Annotated in this window: 33 protein-coding genes; 28 read left to right on the top strand and 5 right to left on the bottom strand. The window is 53.2% G+C overall.

Annotation, left to right across the window (positions count from 1 at the left end):
- Positions 1-46: 46 nt before the first annotated feature.
- Both ACIP6T_RS22035 and ACIP6T_RS22040 read right to left on the bottom strand, forming a co-directional pair.
- Positions 47-265: a YheU family protein gene (locus ACIP6T_RS22035; RefSeq protein WP_097095810.1), complete on the bottom strand. Its 219-nt coding sequence runs from the start codon at positions 263-265 to the stop codon at positions 47-49.
- A complete protein-coding gene (locus tag ACIP6T_RS22040) occupies positions 262-1,284 on the bottom strand; it encodes a hydrolase (protein ID WP_345827946.1) in 1,023 nt (340 codons plus the stop codon). The genes ACIP6T_RS22035 and ACIP6T_RS22040 overlap by 4 nt, the downstream gene beginning before the upstream one ends.
- Before the next feature lie 60 nt (positions 1,285-1,344).
- Here ACIP6T_RS22040 and ACIP6T_RS22045 point away from each other — a divergent pair, with 60 nt between their 5' ends.
- Positions 1,345-1,947, top strand: a complete 603-nt coding sequence (locus tag ACIP6T_RS22045; protein WP_345827947.1) for a LysE family translocator — start codon at positions 1,345-1,347, stop codon at positions 1,945-1,947.
- Between the two features lies 1 nt (position 1,948).
- Here the strand turns inward: ACIP6T_RS22045 and ACIP6T_RS22050 are convergent, their stop codons facing one another.
- A complete protein-coding gene (locus ACIP6T_RS22050; protein WP_345827949.1) occupies positions 1,949-2,929 on the bottom strand; it encodes a LacI family DNA-binding transcriptional regulator in 981 nt (326 codons plus the stop codon).
- Between the two features lie 235 nt (positions 2,930-3,164).
- On the opposite strand from ACIP6T_RS22050, the gene tauA reads away from it, so the two are divergent.
- The 4 genes from tauA to tauD are packed head-to-tail and all read left to right on the top strand — an operon-like array spanning position 3,165 to position 6,583.
- Entirely contained in the window at positions 3,165-4,145 is a 981-nt protein-coding gene (tauA, locus tag ACIP6T_RS22055; protein WP_097095814.1) for a taurine ABC transporter substrate-binding protein, read from the top strand.
- Between the two features lie 10 nt (positions 4,146-4,155).
- The gene (tauB, locus tag ACIP6T_RS22060; protein ID WP_097095815.1) at positions 4,156-4,923 is read left to right on the top strand and encodes a taurine ABC transporter ATP-binding subunit; all 768 of its coding nucleotides are present in this window, start codon (positions 4,156-4,158) and stop codon (positions 4,921-4,923) included.
- Complete coding sequence (gene tauC, locus ACIP6T_RS22065) at positions 4,920-5,747, top strand: taurine ABC transporter permease TauC (protein WP_097095816.1); 828 nt, start codon at positions 4,920-4,922, stop codon at positions 5,745-5,747. The genes tauB and tauC overlap by 4 nt, the downstream gene beginning before the upstream one ends.
- Entirely contained in the window at positions 5,744-6,583 is an 840-nt protein-coding gene (tauD, locus tag ACIP6T_RS22070; protein ID WP_400458946.1) for a taurine dioxygenase, read from the top strand. The genes tauC and tauD overlap by 4 nt, the downstream gene beginning before the upstream one ends.
- 131 nt (positions 6,584-6,714) lie before the next feature.
- Here the strand turns inward: tauD and ACIP6T_RS22075 are convergent, their stop codons facing one another.
- Entirely contained in the window at positions 6,715-8,619 is a 1,905-nt protein-coding gene (locus ACIP6T_RS22075) for an ABC transporter ATP-binding protein (protein WP_400458949.1), read from the bottom strand.
- Between the two features lie 114 nt (positions 8,620-8,733).
- On the opposite strand from ACIP6T_RS22075, the gene kefG reads away from it, so the two are divergent.
- The 4 genes from kefG (at position 8,734) to slyD (ending at position 12,072) form a co-directional block, all read left to right on the top strand.
- Complete coding sequence (kefG, locus tag ACIP6T_RS22080; RefSeq protein ID WP_097095819.1) at positions 8,734-9,285, top strand: glutathione-regulated potassium-efflux system ancillary protein KefG; 552 nt, start codon at positions 8,734-8,736, stop codon at positions 9,283-9,285.
- Positions 9,285-11,087: a glutathione-regulated potassium-efflux system protein KefB gene (gene kefB, locus ACIP6T_RS22085; RefSeq protein WP_097095820.1), complete on the top strand. Its 1,803-nt coding sequence runs from the start codon at positions 9,285-9,287 to the stop codon at positions 11,085-11,087. Before kefG ends, kefB begins: the two co-directional genes overlap by 1 nt.
- A 45-nt stretch (positions 11,088-11,132) precedes the next feature.
- Positions 11,133-11,327, top strand: a complete 195-nt coding sequence (locus ACIP6T_RS22090; RefSeq protein WP_007892203.1) for a YheV family putative zinc ribbon protein — start codon at positions 11,133-11,135, stop codon at positions 11,325-11,327.
- A 190-nt stretch (positions 11,328-11,517) separates the two neighbouring features.
- Positions 11,518-12,072, top strand: coding sequence for a peptidylprolyl isomerase (gene slyD, locus ACIP6T_RS22095; RefSeq protein WP_049851962.1), 555 nt, complete (start codon positions 11,518-11,520; stop codon positions 12,070-12,072).
- A 45-nt stretch (positions 12,073-12,117) separates the two neighbouring features.
- Here slyD and ACIP6T_RS22100 read toward each other — a convergent pair whose 3' ends face one another.
- The gene (locus tag ACIP6T_RS22100; protein ID WP_097095821.1) at positions 12,118-12,336 is read right to left on the bottom strand and encodes a protein SlyX; all 219 of its coding nucleotides are present in this window, start codon (positions 12,334-12,336) and stop codon (positions 12,118-12,120) included.
- A gap of 280 nt (positions 12,337-12,616) precedes the next feature.
- Between ACIP6T_RS22100 and fkpA the strand changes: the two genes are divergently transcribed.
- The 19 genes from fkpA (at position 12,617) to rpsC (ending at position 25,271) form a co-directional block, all read left to right on the top strand.
- On the top strand, positions 12,617-13,450 hold the full coding sequence (fkpA, locus tag ACIP6T_RS22105) for an FKBP-type peptidyl-prolyl cis-trans isomerase (RefSeq protein WP_097095822.1): 834 nt from the start codon (positions 12,617-12,619) through the stop codon (positions 13,448-13,450).
- Between the two features lie 176 nt (positions 13,451-13,626).
- The gene (locus ACIP6T_RS22110) at positions 13,627-14,349 is read left to right on the top strand and encodes a transcriptional regulator (RefSeq protein ID WP_097095823.1); all 723 of its coding nucleotides are present in this window, start codon (positions 13,627-13,629) and stop codon (positions 14,347-14,349) included.
- A complete protein-coding gene (gene tusD / locus ACIP6T_RS22115) occupies positions 14,349-14,735 on the top strand; it encodes a sulfurtransferase complex subunit TusD (RefSeq protein ID WP_345827962.1) in 387 nt (128 codons plus the stop codon). The genes ACIP6T_RS22110 and tusD overlap by 1 nt, the downstream gene beginning before the upstream one ends.
- Positions 14,735-15,094 (top strand): sulfurtransferase complex subunit TusC, encoded by a 360-nt coding sequence (gene tusC, locus ACIP6T_RS22120; protein ID WP_400458957.1) that lies wholly within the window; start codon positions 14,735-14,737, stop codon positions 15,092-15,094. The genes tusD and tusC overlap by 1 nt, the downstream gene beginning before the upstream one ends.
- 9 nt (positions 15,095-15,103) lie before the next feature.
- Positions 15,104-15,391 carry a sulfurtransferase complex subunit TusB gene (tusB, locus tag ACIP6T_RS22125; protein ID WP_097095826.1) on the top strand — a complete coding sequence of 96 codons (288 nt, stop codon included), beginning with the start codon at positions 15,104-15,106 and terminating at the stop codon, positions 15,389-15,391.
- Between the two features lie 126 nt (positions 15,392-15,517).
- Positions 15,518-15,892: a 30S ribosomal protein S12 gene (rpsL, locus tag ACIP6T_RS22130; RefSeq protein ID WP_006120575.1), complete on the top strand. Its 375-nt coding sequence runs from the start codon at positions 15,518-15,520 to the stop codon at positions 15,890-15,892.
- Between the two features lie 96 nt (positions 15,893-15,988).
- Positions 15,989-16,459 (top strand): 30S ribosomal protein S7, encoded by a 471-nt coding sequence (gene rpsG / locus ACIP6T_RS22135; protein ID WP_007886246.1) that lies wholly within the window; start codon positions 15,989-15,991, stop codon positions 16,457-16,459.
- Positions 16,460-16,552: 93 nt separating this feature from the next.
- Complete coding sequence (gene fusA / locus ACIP6T_RS22140; RefSeq protein ID WP_097095827.1) at positions 16,553-18,667, top strand: elongation factor G; 2,115 nt, start codon at positions 16,553-16,555, stop codon at positions 18,665-18,667.
- A 68-nt stretch (positions 18,668-18,735) separates the two neighbouring features.
- Positions 18,736-19,920, top strand: a complete 1,185-nt coding sequence (gene tuf, locus ACIP6T_RS22145) for an elongation factor Tu (RefSeq protein WP_097095828.1) — start codon at positions 18,736-18,738, stop codon at positions 19,918-19,920.
- Between the two features lie 177 nt (positions 19,921-20,097).
- Positions 20,098-20,292 carry a bacterioferritin-associated ferredoxin gene (gene bfd, locus ACIP6T_RS22150; RefSeq protein WP_097095829.1) on the top strand — a complete coding sequence of 65 codons (195 nt, stop codon included), beginning with the start codon at positions 20,098-20,100 and terminating at the stop codon, positions 20,290-20,292.
- Between the two features lie 93 nt (positions 20,293-20,385).
- Positions 20,386-20,868, top strand: a complete 483-nt coding sequence (gene bfr, locus ACIP6T_RS22155; protein WP_097095830.1) for a bacterioferritin — start codon at positions 20,386-20,388, stop codon at positions 20,866-20,868.
- 321 nt (positions 20,869-21,189) lie between these two features.
- Positions 21,190-21,501, top strand: a complete 312-nt coding sequence (gene rpsJ, locus ACIP6T_RS22160; RefSeq protein ID WP_006120582.1) for a 30S ribosomal protein S10 — start codon at positions 21,190-21,192, stop codon at positions 21,499-21,501.
- A 32-nt stretch (positions 21,502-21,533) separates the two neighbouring features.
- Positions 21,534-22,160: a 50S ribosomal protein L3 gene (gene rplC / locus ACIP6T_RS22165; RefSeq protein ID WP_097095831.1), complete on the top strand. Its 627-nt coding sequence runs from the start codon at positions 21,534-21,536 to the stop codon at positions 22,158-22,160.
- Between the two features lie 10 nt (positions 22,161-22,170).
- Positions 22,171-22,776, top strand: a complete 606-nt coding sequence (rplD, locus tag ACIP6T_RS22170) for a 50S ribosomal protein L4 (RefSeq protein WP_007891650.1) — start codon at positions 22,171-22,173, stop codon at positions 22,774-22,776.
- A complete protein-coding gene (gene rplW / locus ACIP6T_RS22175; RefSeq protein ID WP_007891652.1) occupies positions 22,773-23,075 on the top strand; it encodes a 50S ribosomal protein L23 in 303 nt (100 codons plus the stop codon). The genes rplD and rplW overlap by 4 nt, the downstream gene beginning before the upstream one ends.
- A gap of 17 nt (positions 23,076-23,092) precedes the next feature.
- Positions 23,093-23,914: a 50S ribosomal protein L2 gene (gene rplB / locus ACIP6T_RS22180; RefSeq protein ID WP_007891654.1), complete on the top strand. Its 822-nt coding sequence runs from the start codon at positions 23,093-23,095 to the stop codon at positions 23,912-23,914.
- A 16-nt stretch (positions 23,915-23,930) separates the two neighbouring features.
- On the top strand, positions 23,931-24,209 hold the full coding sequence (gene rpsS / locus ACIP6T_RS22185) for a 30S ribosomal protein S19 (protein ID WP_001138115.1): 279 nt from the start codon (positions 23,931-23,933) through the stop codon (positions 24,207-24,209).
- Between the two features lie 13 nt (positions 24,210-24,222).
- Positions 24,223-24,555 (top strand): 50S ribosomal protein L22, encoded by a 333-nt coding sequence (gene rplV, locus ACIP6T_RS22190; RefSeq protein ID WP_007891659.1) that lies wholly within the window; start codon positions 24,223-24,225, stop codon positions 24,553-24,555.
- Positions 24,556-24,572: 17 nt separating this feature from the next.
- A complete protein-coding gene (gene rpsC / locus ACIP6T_RS22195) occupies positions 24,573-25,271 on the top strand; it encodes a 30S ribosomal protein S3 (protein ID WP_007891660.1) in 699 nt (232 codons plus the stop codon).
- Positions 25,272-25,275: the final 4 nt, after the last annotated feature.

A 25,275-nucleotide genomic window follows, 5' to 3' on the forward strand; every position in this document is an offset into this window, starting at 1 on the left:
GAAGTCCGGCGATGAGCATTGTTACCACGAATTGCCGCTGGGTGCATCAGCCGCGAAATTCACCCTTCGGCATGATGTTGATGGATTCATGCAGCTCCGACCATACCAGCACCACGTCTCCGCGCTCCAGCTGTCGGCGCACGTCGGCCACTTTTTGCATCAGGCTTCGTTCCTGCTCGCCGTAATCGGTGCCTTCGCGCAGCACGAAAGTTTCAATCAGGTTTTCCAGCGTTTCTGCTTCTAGTTCTTGCCACGGAATAATCACAATTGCACATCCAGATAAGTTGAGAGCCAGTCGGGCACGCGCTGTTCTAGCCACATTTTCGGTTTGAGTAAGGTGCCACCCACAAAACCTACGTGGCCGCCTTGCTGCGTCAGTTGATATTGAATGGAGGCTGACAGCTGCTCAGGGCGCGGGATCACAGCATCGGTCATAAAAGGATCGTCTTGTGCATGGATGATCAGCAGCGGTTTGCGTACGCCGGTCAGCAGCGGCATGGCGCTGGCACGTTGATAATAGTCGTTGGCATCAACAAAACCGTGCGCGCGAGCGGTTATTGCATCATCAAATTCACGCAGACGGCGAAAAGCGCGCAGCTGACTGAGATCGACCGGCAGCGTGCCGGGCCAGGCATGTAATTTGCGCGTGGCGTTCTTTTTCAGCTGCGTCAGTAAATAGTGTTGATAGAAACGTGAAAAGCCGACATCCAGCTTGGTGCTGCATGGCTCCAACGCCAGCGGTGCCGAAATGGCGATGGCAGCATCGATGGGCACATCATTACCTTGCATGCCCAGCAGGCAAGCCAGCATGTTACCGCCCAGCGAAACGCCAACCGCAGCGGTCGGTACGGTTCCCCATTCACGCCGCAGCCAGTGCAGGAAATAGGTGGCGTCCTCGGTTTCACCGGAGTGATAGATGCGCTCCAGGCGATTCGGCTCGCCGCTACAGCCGCGAAAGTGCATGACCACCGCCAGCCAACCACGCGCCTGGCACGCCTGCATCAAGCCATGCGCATAAGGGCTGCGGAAACTGCCTTCCAAACCGTGAAACATCACCATGCGCGGCTTGTGACGTGCCTGCGCCGGATCTTCGCTCCACGCTAAATCAACAAAATCACCGTCGGGCAGGTCAAGACGCTGCCAGTGCGGGCGTAGGGTAACGCGGCGGCGTAAAATGCGCGGCAGCAGCGTTTGCAGATGCGCGTTAGTGAATCCGCGCAGTGGTTTAAAGCGCTCGCCGCTGGGGCGATCAAAATAGCTTGGGTAAAGGCTTGTCTGATGCATAAGTCGCTGATAGCTTCGATGGGTTGTTCGCTTTACTGGGTGAGGAGCACCCGAATATACATGGAACTGAGTCTTTTTTTATCAATGTTAGGTTTTCTTTGGGTCGCAGCCATCACGCCCGGGCCCAATAATATGTTACTTACCGCCTCTGGTGCTAATTTTGGCTTCCTGCGCACCATACCGCTGCTCATTGGTATCATGATTGGCATGCAAGTCATGTTGCTGATGGTGGCATTTGGCATCGGCAGTCTTATCCTGCTTTATCCCTCACTACATCTGATCCTGAAGATTGCCGGTAGCCTCTATCTGCTGTGGCTGGCGTGGAAAATCGCCACCGCTGAATATGAAAAGCTGGAAACCGATGACGTCAATGTGAAGCAGATGCCGTTCTGGCAAGGCGGCTTGTTGCAGTTGATCAATCCGAAAGCCTGGCTGATGGCGCTGGGTGCGGTTGCCAGCTTTAGCCTTGCTGGTAGCCAATATCTTCATTCAGTGGTGGCGATTAGCATCGGCATGGCGATGGTAAACGTGGTCTCTGGCGTGATTTGGATGGGCTTTGGTTCGCTGATTGGACGTCTGCTGCGCAGCCCGCGCGCATGGAAAATCTTCAATCTGGCAATGGGCTTGCTTACCGCCGCCTGCGTGTTGCTGATCTGGCGCTGAGTTAACTGGAAGCGCGCTCGACGCGCTTCCAGGGTAACACCTCATGCACCACCGGCGAGTTTGGCTGGCGAATCCGATTCAATAACAGTTGTACGCTACGCGCGCCCATGCGATTCATCGGCTGCTCGATGGTCGTCAGCGGCGGATTCAGACTGCTGGTAAAGTTGATGCCATCAAATCCCACCACCGCTAAGTCTTCTGGCACGCGCAAACCCGCTTCCAAAGCCGCATGAATCACGCCAACCGCCAGCACATCCGAAACCGCAAACACCGCATCAGGGCGCTCAGGCAGCGTTAGCAGTTCGCGCAACGCCGCGCTGCCCGCGTCGCACGAAACGTTTTCCGCATAGGCCACGCTGCCCCAATTAAGGTCCAGTTTTTCCAGTGCATTGCGATAGCCCTCTTCACGCTGATGTGAATAGAGGTAGCGCATATCGCAGTTCACCAGCGCAATACGCCCGCGGCCTTTGCTCGCCAGGTAACACACGGTTTCGAATGCGGCTTCTTTATTATCAATCGCCACGCTGGATGCCGCGATTGAGGGATCGTATTCGGCACACTGCACCCAGGGAGCATCGCCAATCAGCTCTTTCAGCTCTTGCAGGCACGCCGCCGCATCCATGGTGATCACGCCATCCACCACTTTACCGGTCAGCAGCGCAATGTAGGCCGCTTCGCGCCGCAGCTGCGATCCGGAGTTGCACAGCAGGATGTGATAGCCCTGCGCTTCGGCTTCGGCCTCAATGCCCTGAACCACGCGGGAGCAGAACGGATTGGTAATGTCGGGAATCAGTACCAGCAGCATATGGCTTTGAGCAGTGCGTAACTGTCGCGCCAGTAAATTTGGCTGGTAATCACAAATGTCGATGGCCGCGAGCACTTTGGCGCGCGTATCCGGACGCACGCCGGGATTGTGGTTCAAAACCCGTGAAACCGTGGCTTTTGACACACCCGCTAAGTGCGCGACTTTCTCAATCGACATGGATTAGGACCGTTTGTAGGAGATGAGGAAAAATGAGAAGTCTATCAATATCACAGTCCTAATGTGAGCGCGTGACATATTTATCATTTCGCCTGTTCTTTGTATTTGCGCTTTTTGCATAGGCTTGCCCGATGTTGATCTAAGAACGGATCGTCATTAGGGATAATTTTTAATTCCTTTATGAAACTACTGTCGCTGGAGAAACTGCCCTCACAAAAACACATTGGGGTGAGTGATGATGGCAACGAAAAAAACAATAACGGCGGTGGCTGCGGCTTTGGCCCTGATGGCGTTCCAGGCGCAGGCGGTCAACGTCACCGTGGCGTATCAAACGTCGGCTGAACCGGCCAAAGTGGCACAGGCAGATAACACCTTCGCCAAAGAGAGCGGCGCGACGGTTGACTGGCGTAAATTCGATAGCGGTGCCAGCGTGCTGCGTGCGCTGGCGTCGGGCGACGTTCAAATCGGTAATATCGGCTCCAGCCCGCTGGCTGTCGCCGCCACGCAAAAACTGCCGATTGAAGCTTTCCTGCTGGCCTCCCAGCTCGGTAACTCCGAAGCGCTGGTGGTGAAGAAAACCATCAAGGATCCCAAAGATCTGATCGGCAAGCGCATCGCCGTACCCTTCATCTCTACCACCCATTACAGTTTCCTCGCCGCGCTGAAACATTGGGGCATCAAGCCTTCGCAGGTGACGTTAGTGAATCTGCAGCCACCGGCGATTATTGCCGCCTGGAAACGCGGTGACATTGATGGCGCCTACGTGTGGTCTCCGGCGGTAAATGAGCTGGAGAAAGATGGCAATGTTCTGACCGACTCTTCGCAGGTGGGCAAATGGGGCGCACCAACGCTGGACGTCTGGGTAGTGCGTAAAGATTTCGCGCAGCAGCATCCGGAAATCGTCACCGCCTTTGCGCGCAGCGCCGTTGAAGCGCAGCAGGCTTACATCGCGAATCCGGACCAATGGCTGAAGCAGCCAGACAATTTGAGCAAGCTGGCGCGCCTGAGCGGCGTTCCTGAAGGGGATGTGCCGGTGCTGGTAAAAGGCAACACGTACCTGACTGCGCAACAGCAGGTCGAGCAGCTCGGTAAGCCGGTAAACAAAGCGATTGTTGATACCGCAAACTTCCTGAAAGAGCAGGGCAAAGTACCTGAGGCCGACAGCGATTACAGCAGCTTCGTCACCACGCGATTCGTTGCACCCTTAGCGAAATAACGGAGGCCGTATGCTCAACATCACCCATCTCAATGCGCGTTACGCCGGTCAACCCGCGCTGCAGGATATTAATCTGCAGCTGGGCAGCCGCGATCTGCTGGTGGTGCTGGGCCCCTCCGGCTGTGGCAAAACCACGCTGCTGAATCTCATCGCCGGCTTTCTGCCGCTTGAATCCGGCAGCATTACGCTGGATGGCAAAGCGGTGCAAGGGCCGGGCGCCGAGCGCGGCGTGGTGTTTCAAAATGAAGGTTTGCTGCCGTGGCGTAACGTGATTGATAACGTTGCGTTCGGCTTGCAACTGGCGGGGATGGCGAAGGCGGAGCGCCATAACATTGCACGCCGTTTAATCCGCAAAGTAGGACTTGAAGGTGCAGAGAAGCGTTTTATCTGGCAGCTCTCTGGGGGTCAACGTCAGCGCGTGGGCATTGCGCGTGCGCTGGCGGCTGATCCTCAGCTGCTGCTGTTAGATGAGCCGTTTGGCGCGCTGGATGCGTTTACCCGTGAACAGATGCAAACCCTGCTGCTGACGCTGTGGCGTGATACCGGCAAGCAGATTCTGTTGATCACCCATGACATCGAAGAAGCGGTGTTCCTTGCCAGTGAATTAGTTCTGCTGTCACCCGGCCCGGGCCGCGTAGTGGAACGCCTGAAGCTCGATTTTGGCCAGCGCTTCGCCGCCGGGGAACCGTGCCGCGCTATTAAATCCGACCCGGCGTTTATCGAACGTCGGGAATATGTGTTGAACCAGGTCTTTTCCCAGCGCGAGGCGTTCCTATGAGTGCGGTGATTGATGAGAAAACCCAAACGCGTCGTCGCGGACTGCGCTGGCCATTTTCCCGCCAGTTCTCTCTCAGTTTGTTGAGCGTAGGCGTGCTGCTGTTGCTGTGGTGGGGCATCACGGCGCTCGGTTTAATTGCGCCGCTGTTTTTACCGCCGCCGCAGGTGGTGCTGCAAAAACTGATATTGATTGCCAGCCCGCAAGGCTTTATGGACGCTACGCTTTGGCAGCACTTAGGTGCCAGCCTGGCGCGTATGCTGGTGGCGCTATTCTTTGCCGCGCTGATTGGCATTCCGGTTGGTATTGCGATGGGTTTGAGCCCCTCGATTCGCGGCCTGCTGGATCCGCTCATTGAGCTTTATCGTCCGGTGCCACCGCTGGCCTATTTACCGCTGATGGTGATTTGGTTCGGCATCGGCGAAACCTCAAAAATTTTACTGATTTATCTGGCGATTTTCGCCCCGGTGACGTTATCGACGTTGGCGGGAGTGAAGAATGCGCAGCAGGTGCGAATTCGCGCTGCGCAGGCGCTGGGTGCCTCGCGCTGGCAGCTGCTGCGTTTTGTGATTCTGCCCGGCGCGCTGCCGGAAATCCTCACCGGCTTGCGGATTGGTCTCGGCGTAGGTTGGTCAACGCTGGTCGCGGCCGAACTGATTGCCGCTACGCGCGGGCTCGGCTTTATGGTGCAGTCGGCCGGTGAGTTTCTCGCCACCGATGTGGTGCTGGCCGGTATCGCCGTAATTGCCCTGATTGCCTTTGGCTTAGAACTGGGTCTGCGCGCGTTGCAGCGCCGCCTGACGCCCTGGAATGGAGAACAGCAATGAACGAACGTCTTACTTTTACCGCTCTGGGCCCGTATATCGGGGCGCAGGTCAGCGATGTCGATCTCAGTCGTCCGCTGAGTGATGCCCAGTTTGAGCAGCTTTATCACGGCCTGCTGCGCCATCAGGTGCTTTTCTTGCGTAATCAGGTGATTACCCCTGAGCAGCAACGTGCGTTGGCGATTCGCTTTGGCGATCTGCATATCCATCCGGTTTATCCACATGCCGAGGGTGTGGAAGAGATCATTGTGCTGGATACGCATCAGGACAACCCGCCGGATAACGACAACTGGCACACCGATGTCACCTTTATTGAAACGCCGCCGGCAATTGCCATTCTGGCTTCGAAGCTGCTGCCAGCAAGCGGCGGTGACACCTTGTGGTCTAGCGGGATTGCGGCGTATGAAGCGCTGTCTGAGCCGTTTAAGCAGCTGTTAAGTGGATTACAGGCGGAACACGATTTTAAAAAGTCGTTCCAGGAGTACAAATACCGCAAAACGGAAGAGGAGCACCAGCGCTGGCAGCAGGCGGTGGCGAAAAATCCGCCGGTGCAGCATCCGGTGATTCGCACGCATCCGGTCAGCGGACGCAAAGCGCTGTTTGTGAACGAAGGTTTTACTACGCGTTTGCTGGGACTGAGCGAAAAAGAGAGCGAGGCGATTCTCAACTTCCTGTTCTGGCACACCGCTAAGCCTGAGTTTCAGGTGCGCTGGCGCTGGCAGGAGAATGATGTGGCGATCTGGGATAACCGCGTAACGCAACATTATGCGAACGCGGATTATTATCCAGCGCGGCGGGTGATGCATCGCGCGACGGTGTTGGGGGATAAGCCGGTTTAAGGCTGGCCCTCACCCTAACCCTCTCCCGCAGGCGGGAGAGGGAATGTTTAGGTGGTGCTCTGTATTGAATTTATGCTCGATCGGCTCCCTCTACCGCTTGCGGGAGAGGGCTGGGGTGAGGGCGTCGTACATCACTGTGCCAGCATCTGCTCCAGCTGTTCCTGCGCATCGAGCCATGCCATTTCGACCTCTTCCAGCGCGGCCTTACTTTCTGCCTGACGCTGCAATGCCACATTCAAATCGGCTTTGCGGCTCTGATCGTAAATCGCGCTGTCGGCCAATTGCGCTTCAGCATCGCTCAACTGGCTCTGCCACTTCGCCATCTGCTTCTCAAGCTTTTCGATCTCTTTACGCAGCGGCTGGGTTTGTGCGCGCAGTTCAGCGTCGCGGCGCTTCTGATCTTTACGGGATTGCGCGCTATTGCCGTTATCCTGCTTCGGCGCGGCATCCTGTTGTGCCTGCTGCTTCTGCACATCGCTCAGCCACTGCTGATAATCTTCCAGATCGCCCTCAAACACATCGACCTTGCCGTCATGCACCAGATAAAGATCGTCGGTGGTGGCGCGCAGCAGATGACGATCGTGCGATACCACCACCAGCGCGCCTTCAAAATCAATCAGCGCTTCGGTCAGTGCCTGACGCATATCGAGATCGAGGTGGTTGGTCGGTTCATCGAGCAGCAGCAGGTTCGGACGCTGCCAGACAATCAGGGCCAGCACCAGACGCGCTTTCTCACCGCCGGAAAAACGTTCAGTGAATTCGCTGACTTTATCGCCCTGGAAGCCGAAGCCGCCCAGATAGTCGCGCAGCTGTTGTTCGAGCACTTTCGGCGCAATGCGGGACAAATGTTGCAGCGGTGATTCATCGGCACGCAGATACTCCAGCTGATGCTGAGCGAAGTAGCCAAGCTTGATACCTTTCGCCAGGCCAACTTTGCCATCCAGCGCTTCTAATTGGCCCGCTAACAGTTTAATTAGCGTCGATTTACCCGCGCCGTTACGGCCCAGCAGGCCAATGCGTGAACCTGGCACCAGGTTGAGTTTGATGGCGTCAAGAATGATACGCTCGCCATAACCGGCGGTGACTCTTTCCATTTTCAGCAACGGATTCGGCAAACTTTCCGGCGCGCGGAAGCTGAAGCTAAACGGGTTGTCGACGTGCGCGGGCGCAATCAGCTCCATGCGCTCGAGCATTTTAATACGGCTCTGCGCCTGCTTAGCTTTGGTCGCCTGAGCGCGGAAGCGGTCGATATACTTCTGCAGGTGCGCCACTTTTTCCTGCTGGCTCTGGAACAGCGCCTGCTGTTGCGCCAGTTTGGCGCCGCGCTGACGCTCGAACGAGCTGTAGTTACCGGTGTATTCGAACATCGTCTGCTGTTCGATGTGAATGATCTTATCCACCACCGGATCGAGGAAGTCGCGGTCGTGCGAAATCAGCACTAACGTGCCTTCATAGCTTTTCAGCCAGCGTTCCAGCCAGATTACGGCATCGAGATCGAGGTGGTTAGTCGGTTCATCCAGCAGCAGCAGATCGGAACGGCACACCAGCGCCTGGGCAAGGTTGAGGCGCATACGCCAGCCACCGGAAAAATCGCTCACCGGCCGCATTAATTGTTCCTGGCTAAAGCCCAAACCGTGCAACAAGCTGGAGGCGCGAGCAGGTATGCTCCACGCCTGAATGGCATCGAGCCTGCCGTGCAGCAGCGCGATAGCGTTGCCATCGTTGCGCGCATTGGCATCGGCCAATTCAGATTCAAGCTGACGATATTCGCGGTCGCCATCGATAACATAATCCAGCGCGGGTTTGCTCAGCGCCGGGGTTTCCTGGTTGACCCACGCCAGCGCCCAGTTGCTGGGGAACGTGGCGTTGCCGGCATCGCTGCTGATTTCGCCCTTAAGCAACGACAGCAGCGTCGATTTGCCGCAGCCGTTTTTGCCCACCAGGCCGACTTTCTGCCCAGGGTTGATGGTGGCCGTTGCGTTATCCAGCAGCACGTTGGTGCCGCGGCGAATTTGTAGTGCTGAAAAGACAATCATAAGCGCCGTATCGTCAGAATATGTTAATTTGTCGGCAACATAATTCGATAATGTTTGTTGCGTCGAGCATGGTAGCGGAATTCCTGTGCCGTGACGACGCTTTGGAGGGGAACGATGTCGCAGCCACCCAAAATTTTGCTGCTTTACGCCCATCCGGAATCACAGGATTCGATTGCTAATCGGGTTTTGCTGCAGTCGGCTATGGAACTGGACCACGTCACGGTGCACGATTTATACGCCCACTATCCGGATTTTTTTATTGATATTCACTATGAGCAGCAGCTGCTGCGCGAGCATCAAATCATCGTCTTCCAACATCCACTTTATACCTACAGCTGCCCGGCGCTGCTGAAGGAGTGGCTGGATCGCGTGCTGTCGCGCGGTTTTGCCAGCGGCCCGGATGGCAATGCGCTGGAGGGCAAATACTGGCGCAGCGTGGTGACCACTGGCGAACCGGAAGCGGCTTATCATCATAGCGGTCTGAATCGTTATCCGATGAGTGACATTATGCGTCCCTTTGAGCTGACGGCGCAGATGTGCCGTATGCACTGGATGACGCCGATGGTGATTTACTGGGCGCGACGCCAAACGCCAGAAGTGATGCGTAATTTCGCGCGGGCATATGGCGACTGGCTGGCTTCACCGCTGCCGCAAGGAGGGGTGTGATGGAAGGCGAAACGTTACTCACGGCCGGCGTGATCTATCTGGTTGCGGCCGTGCTGATCGTGCCGATTGCGGCGCGTCTCGGCATTGGTGCGGTGTTGGGCTATCTGCTGGCGGGGATTGCCATCGGTCCGTGGGGCCTGGGTTTCATCAGCGACGTTGAGGAGATTTTGCACTTCTCCGAACTCGGCGTGGTGTTCCTGATGTTCATTATCGGCCTTGAGCTGAATCCCTCGAAACTCTGGTCGCTGCGCCGTTCAATATTTGGCGTGGGTGCAGCACAGGTGCTGATCTCGGCGGCGATTCTGGGGGGATTATTGTGGCTCACCGACTTTAGCTGGCAGGCGGCAGTGATTGGCGGGATTGGTCTGGCCATGTCATCGACAGCCATGGCGCTACAGCTGATGCGTGACAAAGGCATGAACCGCAGTGAATCTGGTCAGCTCGGCTTCTCGGTGCTGCTGTTCCAGGATTTAGCGGTGATTCCGGCTTTAGCGTTGGTGCCGCTGCTCGCAGGCGGCGACAGCGGTCACGTTGACTGGCTGAAAGTGGGCATGAAGGTGCTGGCGTTTGCCGGAATGCTGATTGGTGGTCGCTATCTGTTGCGTCCCATCCTGCGTTTTATTGCGGCATCCGGCGTGCGTGAAGTGTTTACCGCAGCGTCGCTGTTGCTGGTACTGGGATCGGCGCTGTTTATGGACGCGCTCGGCCTGTCGATGGCGCTGGGTACCTTCATCGCGGGTATTCTGTTAGCGGAAAGTGAATATCGTCACGAGTTGGAAGTCGCCATCGAACCGTTCAAAGGGCTGCTGCTGGGGCTGTTCTTTATCTCAGTAGGCATGGCGCTCAACCTTGGCGTGCTTTATACCCACATCGTTGAAATTCTGCTGGGCGTGGTGATTCTGGTCGCGGTGAAAACGCTGGTGCTGTATGTGCTCGCGCGCATTTATGGCTTGCGCAGCTCAGAGCGTCAACAGTTTGCCGGCGTGTTAAGCCAGGGCGGCGAGTTTGCCTTTGTGCTGTTCTCTGCGGCATCTTCAGCGAAGATGTTTAGCGGCGACCAAATGCCGCTGCTGCTGGTGACGGTAACGCTCTCCATGATGACCACACCGCTGCTGATGAACGCCATAGATCGTTTACTCGCGCACCGCTTTAACGAGCCCGATGAGAATGCCGAGAAGCATTTTGTTGAGGACGATCAGCCACAGGTGATTGTGGTTGGCTTTGGGCGTTTTGGTCAGGTAGTGGGTCGTTTGTTGATGGCTAACAACAAACGCATTACGGTGCTGGAGCGCGATATCTCTGCGGTGAGCCTGATGCGTAAATATGGCTATAAGGTTTACTATGGTGATGCCACCGAGCTGGAGATGCTGCGTGCAGCTGGCGCGGAGAATGCACAATCCATCGTCATTACTTGTAACGATCCGGAAGATTCGATGTCCATCGTACACCTGTGCCAGCAGCATTTTCCGCAGCTGGAAATTCTGGCGCGCGCGCGTGGTCGTGTTGAAGCACACGAACTGCTGCAGGCAGGGGTTACGCTGTTCTCGCGTGAGACTTTCTCCAGTGCGCTTGAGCTGGGGCGCAAGACGTTGATTTCGCTAGGGATGCATCCGCATCAGGCGCAGCGCGCGCAGCAACATTTCCGCCGTCTGGATATGCGTATGCTGCGCGAACTGGTGCCGAGCCACGATGACAGCGCGCAGGTTTCGCGTGTGCGTGAAGCCCGACGTGAGTTAGAGGATATTTTCCAGCGCGAAATGCAGCACGAAAAACGCCAGTTTGACGGCTGGGATGACGAGTAGATCTATACTTAATTTATCCGTTCCTTAACGACGGCAGGAAACAGTATGCGTAAACAATTTATTGCCGGTGCGGTTTGCCCGCACTGCCAGGAGAAAGACACGTTAGCATTGTGGCGTGAAAACAATGTTGATGTGGTGGAGTGCGTCGAGTGCGGCCATCAGATGCGTGAAGCCGATAAGCAAGTGCGCGATCAGGTTCGCAGCAATGAGCAAGTGATCGGCATTTTTCATCCTGAGTAGCGCATTGGCTCAGCTTTTTTTAAGCTTGAACTTACAGCGGGATTGAATTCCGCTACAATCGGCGCCATTAACGCTGAGCAGTATGTCACGACACAATTGGCATCCTCAGTCTTGAACCTTTCTGGTTGGTTATTGCACGCAAAATTGACCAATGGGACGGGATCTTAGTTCTCAACGGTTAGGAGATATCATGAAAGTAGCAAAAGACCTGGTGGTGAGCCTGGCGTATCAGGTTCGTACCGAAGACGGTGTGTTGGTTGACGAGTCACCGGTGAGTGCACCGTTGGACTATCTGCACGGTCATGGTTCCCTGATTTCTGGTCTGGAAAAAGCGCTGGAAAATCATGATGTAGGCGATAAGTTTGACGTGCATATCCCGGCAAATGACGCTTACGGTCAGTACGATGACAACCTCGTACAGCGCGTACCAAAAGACGTGTTTATGGGCGTTGACGAACTGCAGGTGGGCATGCGCTTCCTGGCAGAAACCGATCAGGGCCCAGTACCGGTTGAAATCACCGAAGTTGAAGATGAGCACGTTGTGGTTGATGGTAACCACATGCTGGCTGGTCAAAATCTGAACTTCAATGTGGAAGTTGTCGCGATTCGCGCAGCAACCGAAGAAGAGCTGGCGCACGGCCACGTGCATGGTGCGGATGGTCATCATCATGATCACGACCACGATCATGGTCACGATCACGGCCAGGGCGGCTGTGGCACTGGCGGTTGCGGCTGCAGCCACTAATCAGTGTAACGCTTTGCGAGGCCACCTTTAGGTGGCCTTTCTTTTTTAATAATGCGGCGGGGGTGTTTCTTCTGATTGCGACGCAATCATCGACGGTGCGCTATCCTTCACCTTGTCCACTAACAGACGAACCTGCTCGCGCAGTCTTATCATCTCCAGCTCATGCTGAACCACGGTCTGATTGAGCTGATCGATGGTGTATTCCTGAAAAGCCAGTTTGCTTTCCAGCGCCTCGAGGCGTTGTTCCCATTCTATTGATTGCATGATCTTTCCTCATCTGCCGGTACGACGCGTTAAGCTGTTTCGGGCGTGATTCTACGGCCTTTGGCTTCAGAATCACCTGATATTTTACCTTTAAGTGGCATACTGCATTGAAAAGCCGCATAGCGCCTATATCTCTGATGAAACTTCCTGAAGCAAAAAAGGTCGGAGGTTGACCGGGTAATTACATTGTGGGAGTGTTCGCCGCTGCCACGTAAAGTTATAGTGTGGGCCTCAGTCCGCAATGATTCCCGAGGTGAGAGGCTTCGGTTTTGGAGAAAGGATGAAATCACTGTTTAAAGTCACATTGTTAGCTACCACCATGGCTGTCGCGCTGAATGCACCGCTGGCTATGGCAGCAGAAACTGCCGCAGCTCCAGCAGCAGATGCTGCACAGGCCGCGCCGCAAGCACCAAAAAATGCTGCTTTCAAAAATGAAGACCAGCAGTCAGCTTACGCGCTGGGCGCTTCCCTTGGTCGCTACATGGACAACTCTCTGAAGGAACAAGAGAAACTGGGCATCAAGCTGGATAAAGATCAGTTGATCGCAGGTGTTCAGGACGCATTTGGTGGCAAAAGCAAACTCTCTGATCAAGAGATCGAGCAAACCCTGCAGGCCTTTGAGGGTCGCGTAAAAGGCGCCGCTCAAGAGAAGATGGAAAAAGATGCGAAAGAGAACGCAGATAAGGGTTCAGCTTACGCAGATAAATTTGCCAAAGAAAAAGGCGTGAAGAAAACCGAATCTGGCCTGCTGTATCAGGTAGAGAAAGAAGGTACCGGTAACGCGCCAAAAGACAGCGACACTGTCGTAGTAAACTACAAGGGTACGCTGATTGACGGTACTGAGTTCGATAACTCTTATACCCGTGGCGAACCGCTGTCGTTCCGTCTGGATGGTGTGATTCCCGGCTGGACCGAAGGTCTGAAGCACGTGAAGAAAGGCGGCAAGATCAAGCTGGTGATCCCACCGAATCTGGCTTATGGCAAAAATGGCGTTCCGGGTATTCCGGCAAACTCCACGCTGGTGTTCGATGTTGAGCTGCTCGACATCAAACCGGCGCCGAAAGCCGACGAGAAAGCGCAGGCTCCGGTCGCAGCCGATCAGAAAGCGCAGTAATTTGCACTTGCTGTATGACGCCGCCTCCGGGCGGCGTCTTTTATTTGGAAGAGGCACAGTAAAGGTGTGGCATAAGCGGGCGACATTTGCCAGACTAGCGCCTGCATAACTATCACCATATGAGTCTGCCCCAAAGCTGTCGAGACAGGCTCCAGCCATTTAGGGTAATGTCTTCGATGTCTAATCCATTCAATCCCGGTGAACTGACTGACTTCGATTTACTGGAGCAGCGTCCGTTCGAGCAAGCCGATTTCGATATCCTCAAATCTTACGAAGCCGTTGTTGATGGCCTTGCGATGCTGATTGGCTCGCACTGTGAAATCGTGCTGCATTCTCTGGAAGATTTGAAATGTTCAGCCGTGCGCATCGCTAACGGTGAACACACCGGTCGCAAGGTGGGCTCGCCGATTACCGATTTGGCACTGCGTATGCTGCACGATATGCATGGCGCAGACAGCAATGTTTCCAGAGCCTACTTCACACGCGCGAAAAGCGGCGTGCTGATGAAATCGGTCACCATTGCAATTCGTAATCGTCAACAGCGCGTGATTGGCCTGCTGTGTATCAACATGAACCTTGACGTGCCGTTCTCGCAGATTATGTCGACCTTTATGCCACCGGAAATGCAGCAGGTTGATTCCAACGTTAATTTTGCCAGCTCGGTAGAAGACCTGGTCATGCAAACGCTAGAGTTCGCGATTGAAGAAGTGAGCGCTGACCGTAACGTCTCTAACAATGCGAAGAATCGCCAGATCGTGCTCAATATGTATGAAAAGGGCATCTTCGATATTAAAGATGCGATTAACCAAGTTGCCGATCGCCTCAATATCTCAAAGCATACGGTTTACCTCTATATCCGCCAGTTCAAAAGCGGTGATTTTCAGGGGCAGGATCGCTAATGCGCTACACCTTGCTGGTTACCGGACCTGCCTACGGCACCCAGCATGCCAGCAGTGCGTTGCTGTTTGCACGTGCGCTGGTGCAGGCTGGGCATCAGCTTGAGAGCGTGTTCTTCTATCGCGAAGGCGTGTTGAACGCCAACCAGTTGAGTGCACCAGCCAGCGATGAGGTCGATATGGTGCGTGAATGGCAGCAGCTGAGTAGTGAAAGGGGTACCGCACTGAATATCTGCGTAGCGGCCGCGCTGCGCCGTGGTGTAACCGATGCGCAGGAGGCGACGCGCCTGCAACTGCCGGGCAGTAATTTGCAGCCGGGATTTGAACTGAGCGGTTTGGGTGCCCTGGCGGAAGCCGCGCTTCGCTGCGATCGGCTGGTGCAATTCTGATGAACCGTGTCGCTTTTCTCTTTACTCAGGCTCCGCACGGCAGTAGCGCCGGCAGGGAAGGGCTTGATGCTGTTTTGGCCACAGGTGCGTTAAGTGAAGACATCGGCCTATTCTTTATCGGTGATGGGGTAATGCAACTGAATCCTGGTCAGCAGCCCGAGCAGATACTGGCGCGCAACTATATCGCCACTTTTGGCGTACTGGCGCTGTACGATATTGACCAGTGTTATGTTTGTGCTGATTCGCTGCAGGCGCGTGGACAAAGTCTGACTGCGGAGCGCGTGCTGGCCGCTGACGTGCTGGACGCCGCAGCGCTTCGCGCGAAGCTTGCTACTTATCATCGTATTATTCGATTCTGAGAACCAATTATGCTCTTCACGCTGCTGCAATCTCCCTGGCAATGCGACATTGATAGCCTGCTGCTGCTATTACAGGAAGGTGACGATCTGCTTTTATTACAGGATGGCGTGACTGCGGCTCTTGCAGGCAGCCAGATGTTAGTCAAGCTCAATGCCACGCCGGCCATGCTGTGGGTGTTAGAAGAAGATGTGGTGGCGCGCGGCCTGGTTGAGCAAATTTCGACCAAAGTAGCACGTTTGGACTATACTGGTTTCGTTGCCTTGACAGCGAAGCATCAACAACAAGTGGCCTGGTAAGAGCGAAAACCTGGTTATTTCTTGACACCCTTTTGACACAGCCCTAAAATTCTGCCTCCTCGTAGTAATACGAGGCGATTTATTACGTGTTTACGAAGCAAAAAGCTAAATCCCAGGAGCTATTTAATGGCAACAGTTAACCAGCTGGTTCGCAAACCACGCGTACGCAAAGTTGCAAAGAGCAACGTGCCTGCGCTGGAAGCTTGCCCGCAGAAACGTGGTGTTTGTACTCGTGTGTACACCACCACCCCTAAAAAACCAAACTCAGCACTGCGTAAAGTTTGCCGTGTGCGTTTGACTAACGGTTTTGAAGTTACCTCCTATATCGGCGGTGAAGGTCATAACCTGCAGGAGCACTCCGTGATCCTGATCCGTGGCGGTCGTGTTAAAGACTTGCCAGGTGTGCGTTACCACACCGTTCGTGGCGCGCTGGACTGCTCAGGTGTTAAAGACCGTAAGCAGTCACGCTCCAAATACGGCGTGAAGAAGCCAAAGGCTTAATGGTTCTCCGTTAAGTAAGGCCAAACGTTTTAACTTAAATGTCAAACTAAACTCGTAGAGTTTTGGACAATCCTGAATTAACAACGGAGTATTTCCATGCCACGTCGTCGCGTCATTGGTCAGCGTAAAATTCTGCCGGATCCTAAGTTCGGATCAGAGCTGCTGGCTAAATTTGTAAATATCCTGATGGTAGATGGTAAAAAATCTACTGCTGAATCTATCGTCTATACCGCGCTTGATACCCTGGCTCAACGCGCTGGTAAAGATGGCCTGGAAGCGTTCGAGGTTGCTCTCGAAAACGTGCGTCCGACTGTCGAAGTTAAGTCACGTCGCGTTGGTGGTTCTACCTACCAGGTTCCAGTTGAAGTCCGTCCGGTTCGTCGTAATGCCCTGGCAATGCGTTGGATCGTAGAAGCTGCTCGTAAACGCGGTGATAAATCTATGGCTCTCCGCCTGGCGAACGAACTTTCTGATGCTGCAGAAAACAAAGGTACTGCAGTTAAGAAACGTGAAGACGTTCACCGCATGGCAGAAGCCAACAAGGCGTTCGCACACTACCGCTGGTAACAGCAACGTAGTTGTTATTAACCCAGCGGGCGTCCCAGTGACTCACCTGCTGGGCTTTTTTAACTTAGAACGTCTAAGAAACAGAGGAATCAAATGGCTCGTAAAACACCCATTGAGCGCTACCGTAACATCGGTATCAGTGCGCACATCGACGCCGGTAAGACTACAACTACCGAACGCGTTCTGTTCTACACCGGTGTAAACCACAAAATCGGTGAAGTTCATGACGGCGCAGCAACCATGGACTGGATGGAGCAGGAGCAGGAACGTGGTATTACCATTACCTCTGCTGCGACTACCTGTTACTGGTCTGGTATGGCTAAGCAGTTTGAACCACACCACGTAAACATCATCGACACCCCGGGACACGTTGACTTCACCATCGAAGTTGAGCGTTCTATGCGTGTGCTTGATGGCGCAGTAATGGTTTACTGTGCAGTTGGTGGCGTTCAGCCACAGTCTGAGACCGTATGGCGCCAGGCTAACAAATATAAAGTTCCACGCATTGCGTTCGTTAACAAAATGGACCGCATGGGTGCTAACTTCCTGAAAGTTGTTGGTCAGATGAAGGATCGCTTGGGTGCAAACCCAGTTCCACTTCAGCTGGCTATCGGCGCAGAAGAGAAATTCACCGGTGTTGTTGACCTGGTGAAAATGAAAGCGATCAACTGGAACGATGCCGATCAGGGCGTCACCTTCGTTTACGAAGATATCCCAGCGGATATGCAGGAACTGGCCGAAGAATGGCGTGCAAAACTGGTTGAAGCTGCAGCTGAAGGCTCTGATGAGTTGATGGATAAATTCTTTGGTGGCGAAGAGCTGACTGAAGAAGAGATCAAAACTTCTCTGCGTAAGCGCGTGCTGAACAACGAAATCATCCTGGTAACCTGTGGTTCTGCATTTAAGAACAAAGGTGTTCAGGCGATGCTGGATGCGGTTGTTGAATACCTGCCAGCACCGACTGACGTTACCGCGATTAACGGTATGCTGGACGACGGTAAAGACACTCCGGCTGAACGTCACTCTGATGACAATGAGCCGTTTGCTGCACTGGCGTTTAAAATCGCTACCGACCCGTTTGTAGGTAACCTGACCTTCTTCCGCGTTTACTCTGGTGTGGTTAACACTGGTGACACCGTGTTCAACCCGGTTAAGTCAAACCGCGAACGTCTGGGCCGTATCGTACAGATGCACGCCAACAAACGTGAAGAGATCAAAGAAGTTCGTGCGGGCGATATCGCCGCAGCGATCGGCTTGAAAGACGTGACCACTGGTGACACCCTGTGTGATCCAGACAACGTCATCATTCTTGAGCGCATGGAATTCCCTGAGCCAGTAATCTCTATCGCTGTTGAGCCAAAAACCAAAGCTGACCAGGAAAAAATGGGTCTTGCTCTGGGCCGTCTGGCTAAAGAAGATCCATCATTCCGCGTATGGACTGATGAAGAATCTAACCAGACCATCATCGCCGGTATGGGTGAGCTGCACCTCGACATCATCGTTGACCGCATGAAGCGTGAATTCAACGTTGAAGCGAACGTCGGTAAACCTCAGGTAGCTTATCGCGAAGCGATTCGTACTAAAGTTACCGATATCGAAGGTAAACACGCCAAGCAGTCTGGTGGTCGTGGTCAGTACGGTCATGTTGTTATCGACATGTACCCGCTGGAACCAGGTGTGAACCCGAAAGGTTACGAATTTGTCAACGATATCAAGGGCGGTGTGATTCCAACTGAATACATCCCTGCGGTTGATAAAGGTATCCAGGAGCAGCTGAAATCAGGTCCACTGGCTGGTTATCCGGTAGTTGATCTGGGTGTTCGTCTGCACTTCGGTTCATACCATGATGTCGACTCCTCTGAGCTGGCGTTTAAACTGGCCGCTTCTTTGGCCTTTAAAGATGGCTTTAAGAAAGCGCAGCCTGTTCTGCTTGAGCCAATCATGAAGGTTGAAGTAGAGACTCCGGAAGAGAACACCGGTGACGTTATCGGTGACCTTAGCCGTCGTCGTGGTATGCTCAAAGGACAGGAATCTAACGCTACTGGCGTTCAGATCCATGCTGAAGTTCCGCTGTCTGAAATGTTCGGATATGCAACCCAGCTGCGTTCTCTGACCAAAGGCCGTGCTTCTTACTCCATGGAGTTCCTGAAGTACGATGATGCGCCGAACAACGTCGCTCAGGCCGTTATTGAAGCTCGTAGCAAATAAGCTACGGTTTAAAAATGTTAACTGATGCCTTCATGAATCATGAAGGCACAACGTAAGGAATTATCGCCATGGCGAAAGAGCAATTTCAGCGTAACAAACTGCACGTAAACGTGGGCACCATCGGTCACGTCGACCACGGTAAAACCACCCTGACTGCAGCAATCACTACCGTTCTGGCTAAAACCTACGGTGGTAAGGCAAGCAAATTCGATGAAATCGATAAGGCGCCAGAAGAGAAAGCTCGTGGTATCACCATCAACACTTCTCACGTTGAATATGAAACCCCGACTCGCCACTATGCGCACGTTGACTGCCCAGGCCACGCCGACTATGTGAAAAACATGATCACTGGCGCTGCGCAGATGGATGGCGCAATCCTGGTTGTTGCTGCGACTGACGGCCCTATGCCTCAGACCCGTGAGCACATCCTGCTGGGTCGTCAGGTTGGCGTTCCTTACATCATCGTGTTCCTGAACAAGTGCGACATGGTTGATGACGAAGAGCTGCTGGAACTGGTTGAAATGGAAGTACGTGACCTGCTGTCAGCATATGACTTCCCAGGCGACGACACTCCAATCGTTCGTGGTTCTGCTCTGAAAGCGCTGGAAGGCGACGCTGAGTGGGAAGCTAAGATCATTGAGCTGGCTGAGCATCTGGATACTTACATCCCAGAGCCAGTACGTGCAATCGACCTGCCGTTCCTGCTGCCAATCGAAGACGTATTCTCAATCTCTGGCCGTGGTACCGTTGTTACCGGTCGTGTTGAGCGCGGTATCGTTAAAGTAGGCGACGAAGTTGAAATCGTTGGTATCAAGGCGACTGTTAAGTCTACTTGTACCGGCGTTGAAATGTTCCGTAAACTGCTGGACCAGGGTCAGGCAGGCGAGAACTGCGGCGTTCTGCTGCGTGGTATCAAGCGTGAAGACATCCAGCGTGGCCAGGTTCTGGCTAAGCCGGCTACCATCAAGCCGCATACCAAGTTCACTTCAGAAGTGTACGTTCTGTCTAAAGATGAAGGCGGCCGTCATACTCCGTTCTTCAAAGGCTATCGTCCACAGTTCTACTTCCGTACCACTGACGTGACCGGCAACGTTGAGCTGCCAGAAGGCGTTGAGATGGTAATGCCAGGCGACAACGTTCAGATGACCGTTGAGCTGATCCACCCAATCGCGATGGATGAAGGCTTGCGCTTCGCTATCCGTGAAGGCGGCCGTACTGTTGGTGCGGGTGTTGTTGCTACAATTATCGCTTAATTGCGTTAATGTCGGAGGCTGCTAAGGTAGCCTCCGCGGCACAAAAGAGAGCACTTAGGTGCTCTTTTTTTTTACCTGAAATTTGAGTTATGACTAAATCCACATAAAAGGCAGGTTTGAAATAAAAACAATTCTCATTTACAATTTGATCATAAATTGTACGGGAGTCCGCAGTAAATGTACGTCTGCTTGTGTAATGCCGTGAGTGATAAAACCCTCCGCGAAGTGGTTCGCCGCTATCAACCTAAATCCATGCAGCAGCTCCGCCAATTAGTGCCGATTGGTAAGCAGTGTGGAAAATGTGTGCGCTTTGCTCGGGAAATTATGGAAGATGAACTGCAAAACGTACCACCGTATAAAGAGATAGCCTGACACACCTGGCAATAACCACAATAACTGTCGAGTTTTTTTGACTTCCCTCTATCCGCATCTACGATTTATGTAGTTGGAAGCGGAGGAAGCAAAATGAAGGGCGACGGTAGAATCATAAGTTATCTCAATAAATTGCTGGGGAATGAGCTGGTTGCAATTAATCAGTACTTCCTTCATGCGCGTATGTTTAAGAACTGGGGTTTAACACGCCTCAACGATGTTGAGTATCACGAGTCAATCGATGAAATGAAGCATGCCGACAAGTACATCGAACGCATCTTATTTCTGGAAGGCATTCCTAACTTGCAAGATCTCGGGCGATTACGCATTGGTGAAGATGTCCCGGAAATGCTGCAGTCTGACTTAGCATTAGAACTTGAAGGCGCAAAGGATTTGCGCGAAGCAATAGCATATGCGGACAAAGTTCATGATTATGTCAGCCGGGACATGATGATTGAGATTCTCACGGAGGAGGAAGGGCACATCGATTGGCTGGAAACGGAACTCGAGCTAGTGCAAAAAATCGGTTTGCAAAACTATCTTCAGTCTCAACTAAAAGAACAAAACGAACATTAGACTTATGTTGAACAAGCTATGTCTCGCCAGCCCGCGGCAATTAAAACGATTGTCGCGGGTTTTTTCGCCTTCAAAACGAGAATGATGTGGTTAAAAACACAACACGGGTTGCTTCCTAAGCTGATTTACGTATAATGCGCGGGCCTGCCGATATTGGTGCGGCGCGATTCGAGCAGAATCGCAGGGGATAGCTGTCTATGTATCGCCTGACAATACTCCCAATTGTGGAGTTATATGCTGAACGATTACACTCCTCCATCAATCGTAATGGATGCGGGTAGTAATTCTTTTCGTTTATAAAATGTTTGGAGCCTTGGTCTCATGTCGAACCAAAGAATCCGTATCCGTCTTAAAGCGTTTGATCATCGCCTGATCGATCAATCAACCGCGGAAATCGTTGAGACTGCCAAGCGCACTGGTGCGCAGGTACGTGGTCCGATCCCGCTGCCAACCCGCAAAGAGCGTTTTACCGTTCTGATCTCTCCGCACGTTAACAAAGACGCGCGTGATCAGTACGAAATCCGCACTCACAAGCGTCTGGTAGACATCGTTGAGCCAACTGAAAAAACCGTTGATGCTCTGATGCGTCTGGATCTGGCTGCCGGTGTTGACGTGCAGATCAGCCTGGGTTAATCAGGTCATCGAGCGATTGAGAGGTTGATACAATGATTGGTTTAGTCGGTAAAAAAGTGGGTATGACCCGCATCTTCACTGAAGATGGCGTTTCAATCCCAGTAACCGTTATCGAAGTTGAAGCAAACCGCGTTACTCAGGTCAAAGGCCTGGACAACGATGGTTACCAAGCTATCCAGGTTACCACCGGTGCTAAAAAAGCAAGCCGTGTGAGCAAGCCTGAAGCAGGTCATTTTGCTAAAGCTGGCGTTGACGCTGGCCGTGGTCTGTGGGAATTCCGCACCGAAGGTGAAGAGTTCTCTGTTGGCCAGAGCATCAGTGTTGAAATTTTCGCTGACGTTAAAAAAGTAGACGTTACCGGTACCTCTAAAGGTAAAGGTTTCGCAGGTACCGTTAAGCGCTGGAACTTCCGTACCCAGGACGCTACACACGGTAACTCCTTGTCACACCGCGTTCCGGGTTCTATCGGTCAGAACCAGACTCCGGGCAAAGTGTTCAAAGGCAAGAAAATGGCTGGTCAGCTGGGTAATGAGCGCGTAACCGTTCAGAGCCTGGAAGTAGTACGTGTTGACGCTGAGCGCAACCTGCTGCTGGTCAAAGGTGGCGTCCCGGGTGCAACTGGGTGCGATCTGATTGTTAAACCAGCTGTGAAGGCGTAAGGGGATAGCAATGGAATTAGTACTGAAAGACGCGCAGAGCGCGCTGACTGTTTCCGAAACTACCTTCGGTCGTGATTTCAACGAAGCGCTGGTTCACCAGGTTGTTGTTGCTTATGCCGCAGGTGCTCGTCAGGGTACTCGTGCGCAGAAAACTCGTGCTGAAGTAACTGGTTCAGGCAAAAAGCCTTGGCGCCAGAAGGGTACCGGCCGTGCGCGTTCAGGTTCTGTTAAGAGCCCGATCTGGCGTTCAGGTGGCGTGACCTTCGCTGCGCGTCCGCAGGACCACAGTCAAAAAGTTAATAAAAAGATGTACCGCGGCGCGCTGAAAAGCATTCTGTCCGAGCTGGTACGTCAGGACCGTCTGATCGTTGTCGAGACGTTCTCTGTAGAAGCGCCTAAAACTAAGCTGCTGGTACAGAAACTGAAAGACATGGCGCTGCAAGATGTGCTGATCATCACCGGTGAACTGGATGAGAATCTGTTCCTGGCTGCGCGTAACCTGTACAAGGTTGACGTGCGTGATGCAGCGGGCATCGACCCAGTTAGCCTGATCGCCTTCGACAAAGTCGTTATGACTGCGGAAGCAGTTAAGCAAGTTGAGGAGATGCTGGCATGATCCGTGAAGAACGTCTGCTGAAAGTAGTGCGTGCACCGCACGTATCAGAAAAAGCATCTACTGCGATGGAAAAAACCAATACCATCGTTCTCAAAGTTGCTAAAGACGCGACCAAAGCAGAGATCGTTGCTGCTGTTGAGAAACTGTTCGAAGTAGAAGTTAAAGACGTAAACACCCTGGTCGTTAAAGGGAAAGTTAAGCGTCACGGACAGCGTATCGGTCGTCGTAGCGACTGGAAAAAAGCTTACGTCACCCTGAAGGAAGGCCAGAATCTGGACTTCGTCGGCGGCGCTGAGTAAGTCGGAGGAGAAAGACAATGGCAGTTGTTAAATGTAAACCGACATCTCCGGGTCGTCGTCACGTAGTTAAAGTGGTGAACCCAGAGCTGCACAAGGGCAAACCATTTGCCCCGCTGGTAGAAAAAAACAGCAAATCCGGTGGTCGTAACAACAATGGTCGTATCACTACCCGTCATATCGGTGGTGGTCACAAGCAGGCTTACCGTATTGTTGACTTCAAACGCAACAAAGATGGTATCCCAGCAGTTGTTGAGCGTCTTGAGTACGATCCGAACCGTTCTGCGAACATCGCACTGGTTCTGTACAAAGATGGCGAGCGCCGTTACATCCTGGCCCCTAAAGGCCTGAAAGCCGGCGATCAGATTCAATCTGGCGTTGATGCTGCGATTAAAGCAGGTAATACCCTGCCGATGCGTAACATCCCGGTGGGTTCTACCGTTCATAACGTAGAAATGAAACCAGGCAAAGGCGGTCAGATTGCTCGCTCAGCCGGTACTTACGTGCAGATCGTTGCGCGTGAAGGTTCCTACGTTACCCTGCGTCTGCGTTCAGGCGAAATGCGCAAAGTTGAATCCGAATGTCGTGCAACTCTCGGCGAAGTCGGCAACTCTGAGCACATGCTGCGCGTACTGGGTAAAGCTGGTGCAACCCGTTGGCGTGGTGTTCGTCCTACCGTTCGCGGTACTGCGATGAACCCAGTCGATCACCCGCACGGTGGTGGTGAAGGTCGTAACTTTGGTAAGCACCCGGTAACTCCGTGGGGCGTTCAGACCAAAGGTAAGAAGACCCGTAGCAACAAGCGTACTGATAAATTTATCGTACGTCGCCGTAGCAAATAATTTTAGAGGATAAGCCATGCCACGTTCTCTCAAGAAAGGTCCTTTTATTGACCTGCACTTGCTGAAGAAGGTAGAGAAAGCGGTGGAAAGCGGTGACAAGAAGCCCCTGCGCACTTGGTCCCGTCGTTCAACGATCTTCCCTAACATGATCGGTTTGACCATCGCTGTCCATAATGGTCGTCAGCACGTTCCTGTCTTTGTTTCCGACGAAATGGTCGGCCACAAACTGGGTGAATTTGCACCGACACGTACTTATCGCGGCCATGCTGCAGATAAGAAAGCCAAGAAGAAATAAGTAGGAGGAAGAGATGGAAACTATTGCTCAACATCGCCATGCTCGTTCTTCTGCTCAGAAGGTTCGCCTGGTGGCAGACCTGATTCGCGGTAAGAAAGTGTCGCAGGCTCTGGATATTCTGACCTACACCAACAAGAAAGCTGCTGTGTTGGTTAAGAAAGTCCTGGAATCTGCCATTGCGAACGCCGAACACAACGATGGCGCTGATATCGACGATCTGAAAGTCGCGAAAATCTTCGTAGACGAAGGCCCAAGCATGAAGCGCATTATGCCGCGTGCGAAAGGTCGTGCAGATCGCATCCTGAAGCGCACCAGCCACATTACTGTGGTTGTGTCCGATCGCTGAGACTCTGGAGACTAGCAATGGGTCAGAAAGTACATCCTAATGGTATTCGCCTGGGTATTGTAAAACCATGGAACTCTACCTGGTTTGCGAACACCAAAGAATTCGCTGACAACCTGGACAGCGATTTTAAAGTCCGTCAGTTCCTGACTAAGGAACTGTCTAAAGCGTCTGTATCTCGTATCGTTATCGAGCGTCCGGCTAAGAGCATCCGTGTGACTATTCACACTGCTCGCCCGGGTATCGTTATCGGTAAGAAAGGTGAAGACGTAGAAAAACTGCGTACGGTCGTCGCGAAAATCGCTGGCGTTCCTGCACAGATCAATATCGCCGAAGTCCGTAAGCCGGAACTGGACGCTAAATTGGTTGCTGATAGCATCACTTCACAGCTGGAGCGTCGTGTGATGTTCCGTCGTGCTATGAAGCGTGCTGTACAGAACGCAATGCGTCTGGGCGCGAAGGGTATTAAAGTTGAAGTCAGCGGCCGTTTGGGCGGTGCCGAGATCGCACGTACCGAATGGTACCGTGAAGGTCGCGTACCGTTGCACACACTGCGTGCAGACATTGACTACAACACCTCTGAAGCGCACACCACTTATGGTGTAATCGGCGTTAAGGTATGGATCTTCAAAGGCGAGATCCTGGGTGGTATGGCTGCTGTTGAACAACCGGAACCGGCTGCTCAACCTAAAAAGCAGCAGCGTAAAGGCCGTAAGTAAGGAG

Source organism: Pantoea sp. NPDC088449, assembly GCF_044753225.1.
GTDB classification, from domain to species: Bacteria; Pseudomonadota; Gammaproteobacteria; order Enterobacterales; family Enterobacteriaceae; genus Pantoea; species Pantoea floridensis.

What these genes read in the sequence shown, in the direction of transcription:
- ACIP6T_RS22040 (WP_345827946.1), bottom strand. Translation starts at nt 1,284, where the DNA reads ATGCATCAGACAAGCCTTTACCCAAGCTATTTTGATCGCCCCAGCGGC.
- ACIP6T_RS22045 (WP_345827947.1), top strand. Translation starts at nt 1,345, where the DNA reads ATGGAACTGAGTCTTTTTTTATCAATGTTAGGTTTTCTTTGGGTCGCA.
- ACIP6T_RS22050 (WP_345827949.1), bottom strand. Translation starts at nt 2,929, where the DNA reads ATGTCGATTGAGAAAGTCGCGCACTTAGCGGGTGTGTCAAAAGCCACG.
- tauA (WP_097095814.1), top strand. Translation starts at nt 3,165, where the DNA reads ATGATGGCAACGAAAAAAACAATAACGGCGGTGGCTGCGGCTTTGGCC.
- tauB (WP_097095815.1), top strand. Translation starts at nt 4,156, where the DNA reads ATGCTCAACATCACCCATCTCAATGCGCGTTACGCCGGTCAACCCGCG.
- tauC (WP_097095816.1), top strand. Translation starts at nt 4,920, where the DNA reads ATGAGTGCGGTGATTGATGAGAAAACCCAAACGCGTCGTCGCGGACTG.
- tauD (WP_400458946.1), top strand. Translation starts at nt 5,744, where the DNA reads ATGAACGAACGTCTTACTTTTACCGCTCTGGGCCCGTATATCGGGGCG.
- ACIP6T_RS22075 (WP_400458949.1), bottom strand. Translation starts at nt 8,619, where the DNA reads ATGATTGTCTTTTCAGCACTACAAATTCGCCGCGGCACCAACGTGCTG.
- kefG (WP_097095819.1), top strand. Translation starts at nt 8,734, where the DNA reads ATGTCGCAGCCACCCAAAATTTTGCTGCTTTACGCCCATCCGGAATCA.
- kefB (WP_097095820.1), top strand. Translation starts at nt 9,285, where the DNA reads ATGGAAGGCGAAACGTTACTCACGGCCGGCGTGATCTATCTGGTTGCG.
- ACIP6T_RS22090 (WP_007892203.1), top strand. Translation starts at nt 11,133, where the DNA reads ATGCGTAAACAATTTATTGCCGGTGCGGTTTGCCCGCACTGCCAGGAG.
- slyD (WP_049851962.1), top strand. Translation starts at nt 11,518, where the DNA reads ATGAAAGTAGCAAAAGACCTGGTGGTGAGCCTGGCGTATCAGGTTCGT.
- ACIP6T_RS22100 (WP_097095821.1), bottom strand. Translation starts at nt 12,336, where the DNA reads ATGCAATCAATAGAATGGGAACAACGCCTCGAGGCGCTGGAAAGCAAA.
- fkpA (WP_097095822.1), top strand. Translation starts at nt 12,617, where the DNA reads ATGAAATCACTGTTTAAAGTCACATTGTTAGCTACCACCATGGCTGTC.
- ACIP6T_RS22110 (WP_097095823.1), top strand. Translation starts at nt 13,627, where the DNA reads ATGTCTAATCCATTCAATCCCGGTGAACTGACTGACTTCGATTTACTG.
- tusD (WP_345827962.1), top strand. Translation starts at nt 14,349, where the DNA reads ATGCGCTACACCTTGCTGGTTACCGGACCTGCCTACGGCACCCAGCAT.
- tusC (WP_400458957.1), top strand. Translation starts at nt 14,735, where the DNA reads ATGAACCGTGTCGCTTTTCTCTTTACTCAGGCTCCGCACGGCAGTAGC.
- tusB (WP_097095826.1), top strand. Translation starts at nt 15,104, where the DNA reads ATGCTCTTCACGCTGCTGCAATCTCCCTGGCAATGCGACATTGATAGC.
- rpsL (WP_006120575.1), top strand. Translation starts at nt 15,518, where the DNA reads ATGGCAACAGTTAACCAGCTGGTTCGCAAACCACGCGTACGCAAAGTT.
- rpsG (WP_007886246.1), top strand. Translation starts at nt 15,989, where the DNA reads ATGCCACGTCGTCGCGTCATTGGTCAGCGTAAAATTCTGCCGGATCCT.
- fusA (WP_097095827.1), top strand. Translation starts at nt 16,553, where the DNA reads ATGGCTCGTAAAACACCCATTGAGCGCTACCGTAACATCGGTATCAGT.
- tuf (WP_097095828.1), top strand. Translation starts at nt 18,736, where the DNA reads ATGGCGAAAGAGCAATTTCAGCGTAACAAACTGCACGTAAACGTGGGC.
- bfd (WP_097095829.1), top strand. Translation starts at nt 20,098, where the DNA reads ATGTACGTCTGCTTGTGTAATGCCGTGAGTGATAAAACCCTCCGCGAA.
- bfr (WP_097095830.1), top strand. Translation starts at nt 20,386, where the DNA reads ATGAAGGGCGACGGTAGAATCATAAGTTATCTCAATAAATTGCTGGGG.
- rpsJ (WP_006120582.1), top strand. Translation starts at nt 21,190, where the DNA reads ATGTCGAACCAAAGAATCCGTATCCGTCTTAAAGCGTTTGATCATCGC.
- rplC (WP_097095831.1), top strand. Translation starts at nt 21,534, where the DNA reads ATGATTGGTTTAGTCGGTAAAAAAGTGGGTATGACCCGCATCTTCACT.
- rplD (WP_007891650.1), top strand. Translation starts at nt 22,171, where the DNA reads ATGGAATTAGTACTGAAAGACGCGCAGAGCGCGCTGACTGTTTCCGAA.
- rplW (WP_007891652.1), top strand. Translation starts at nt 22,773, where the DNA reads ATGATCCGTGAAGAACGTCTGCTGAAAGTAGTGCGTGCACCGCACGTA.
- rplB (WP_007891654.1), top strand. Translation starts at nt 23,093, where the DNA reads ATGGCAGTTGTTAAATGTAAACCGACATCTCCGGGTCGTCGTCACGTA.
- rpsS (WP_001138115.1), top strand. Translation starts at nt 23,931, where the DNA reads ATGCCACGTTCTCTCAAGAAAGGTCCTTTTATTGACCTGCACTTGCTG.
- rplV (WP_007891659.1), top strand. Translation starts at nt 24,223, where the DNA reads ATGGAAACTATTGCTCAACATCGCCATGCTCGTTCTTCTGCTCAGAAG.
- rpsC (WP_007891660.1), top strand. Translation starts at nt 24,573, where the DNA reads ATGGGTCAGAAAGTACATCCTAATGGTATTCGCCTGGGTATTGTAAAA.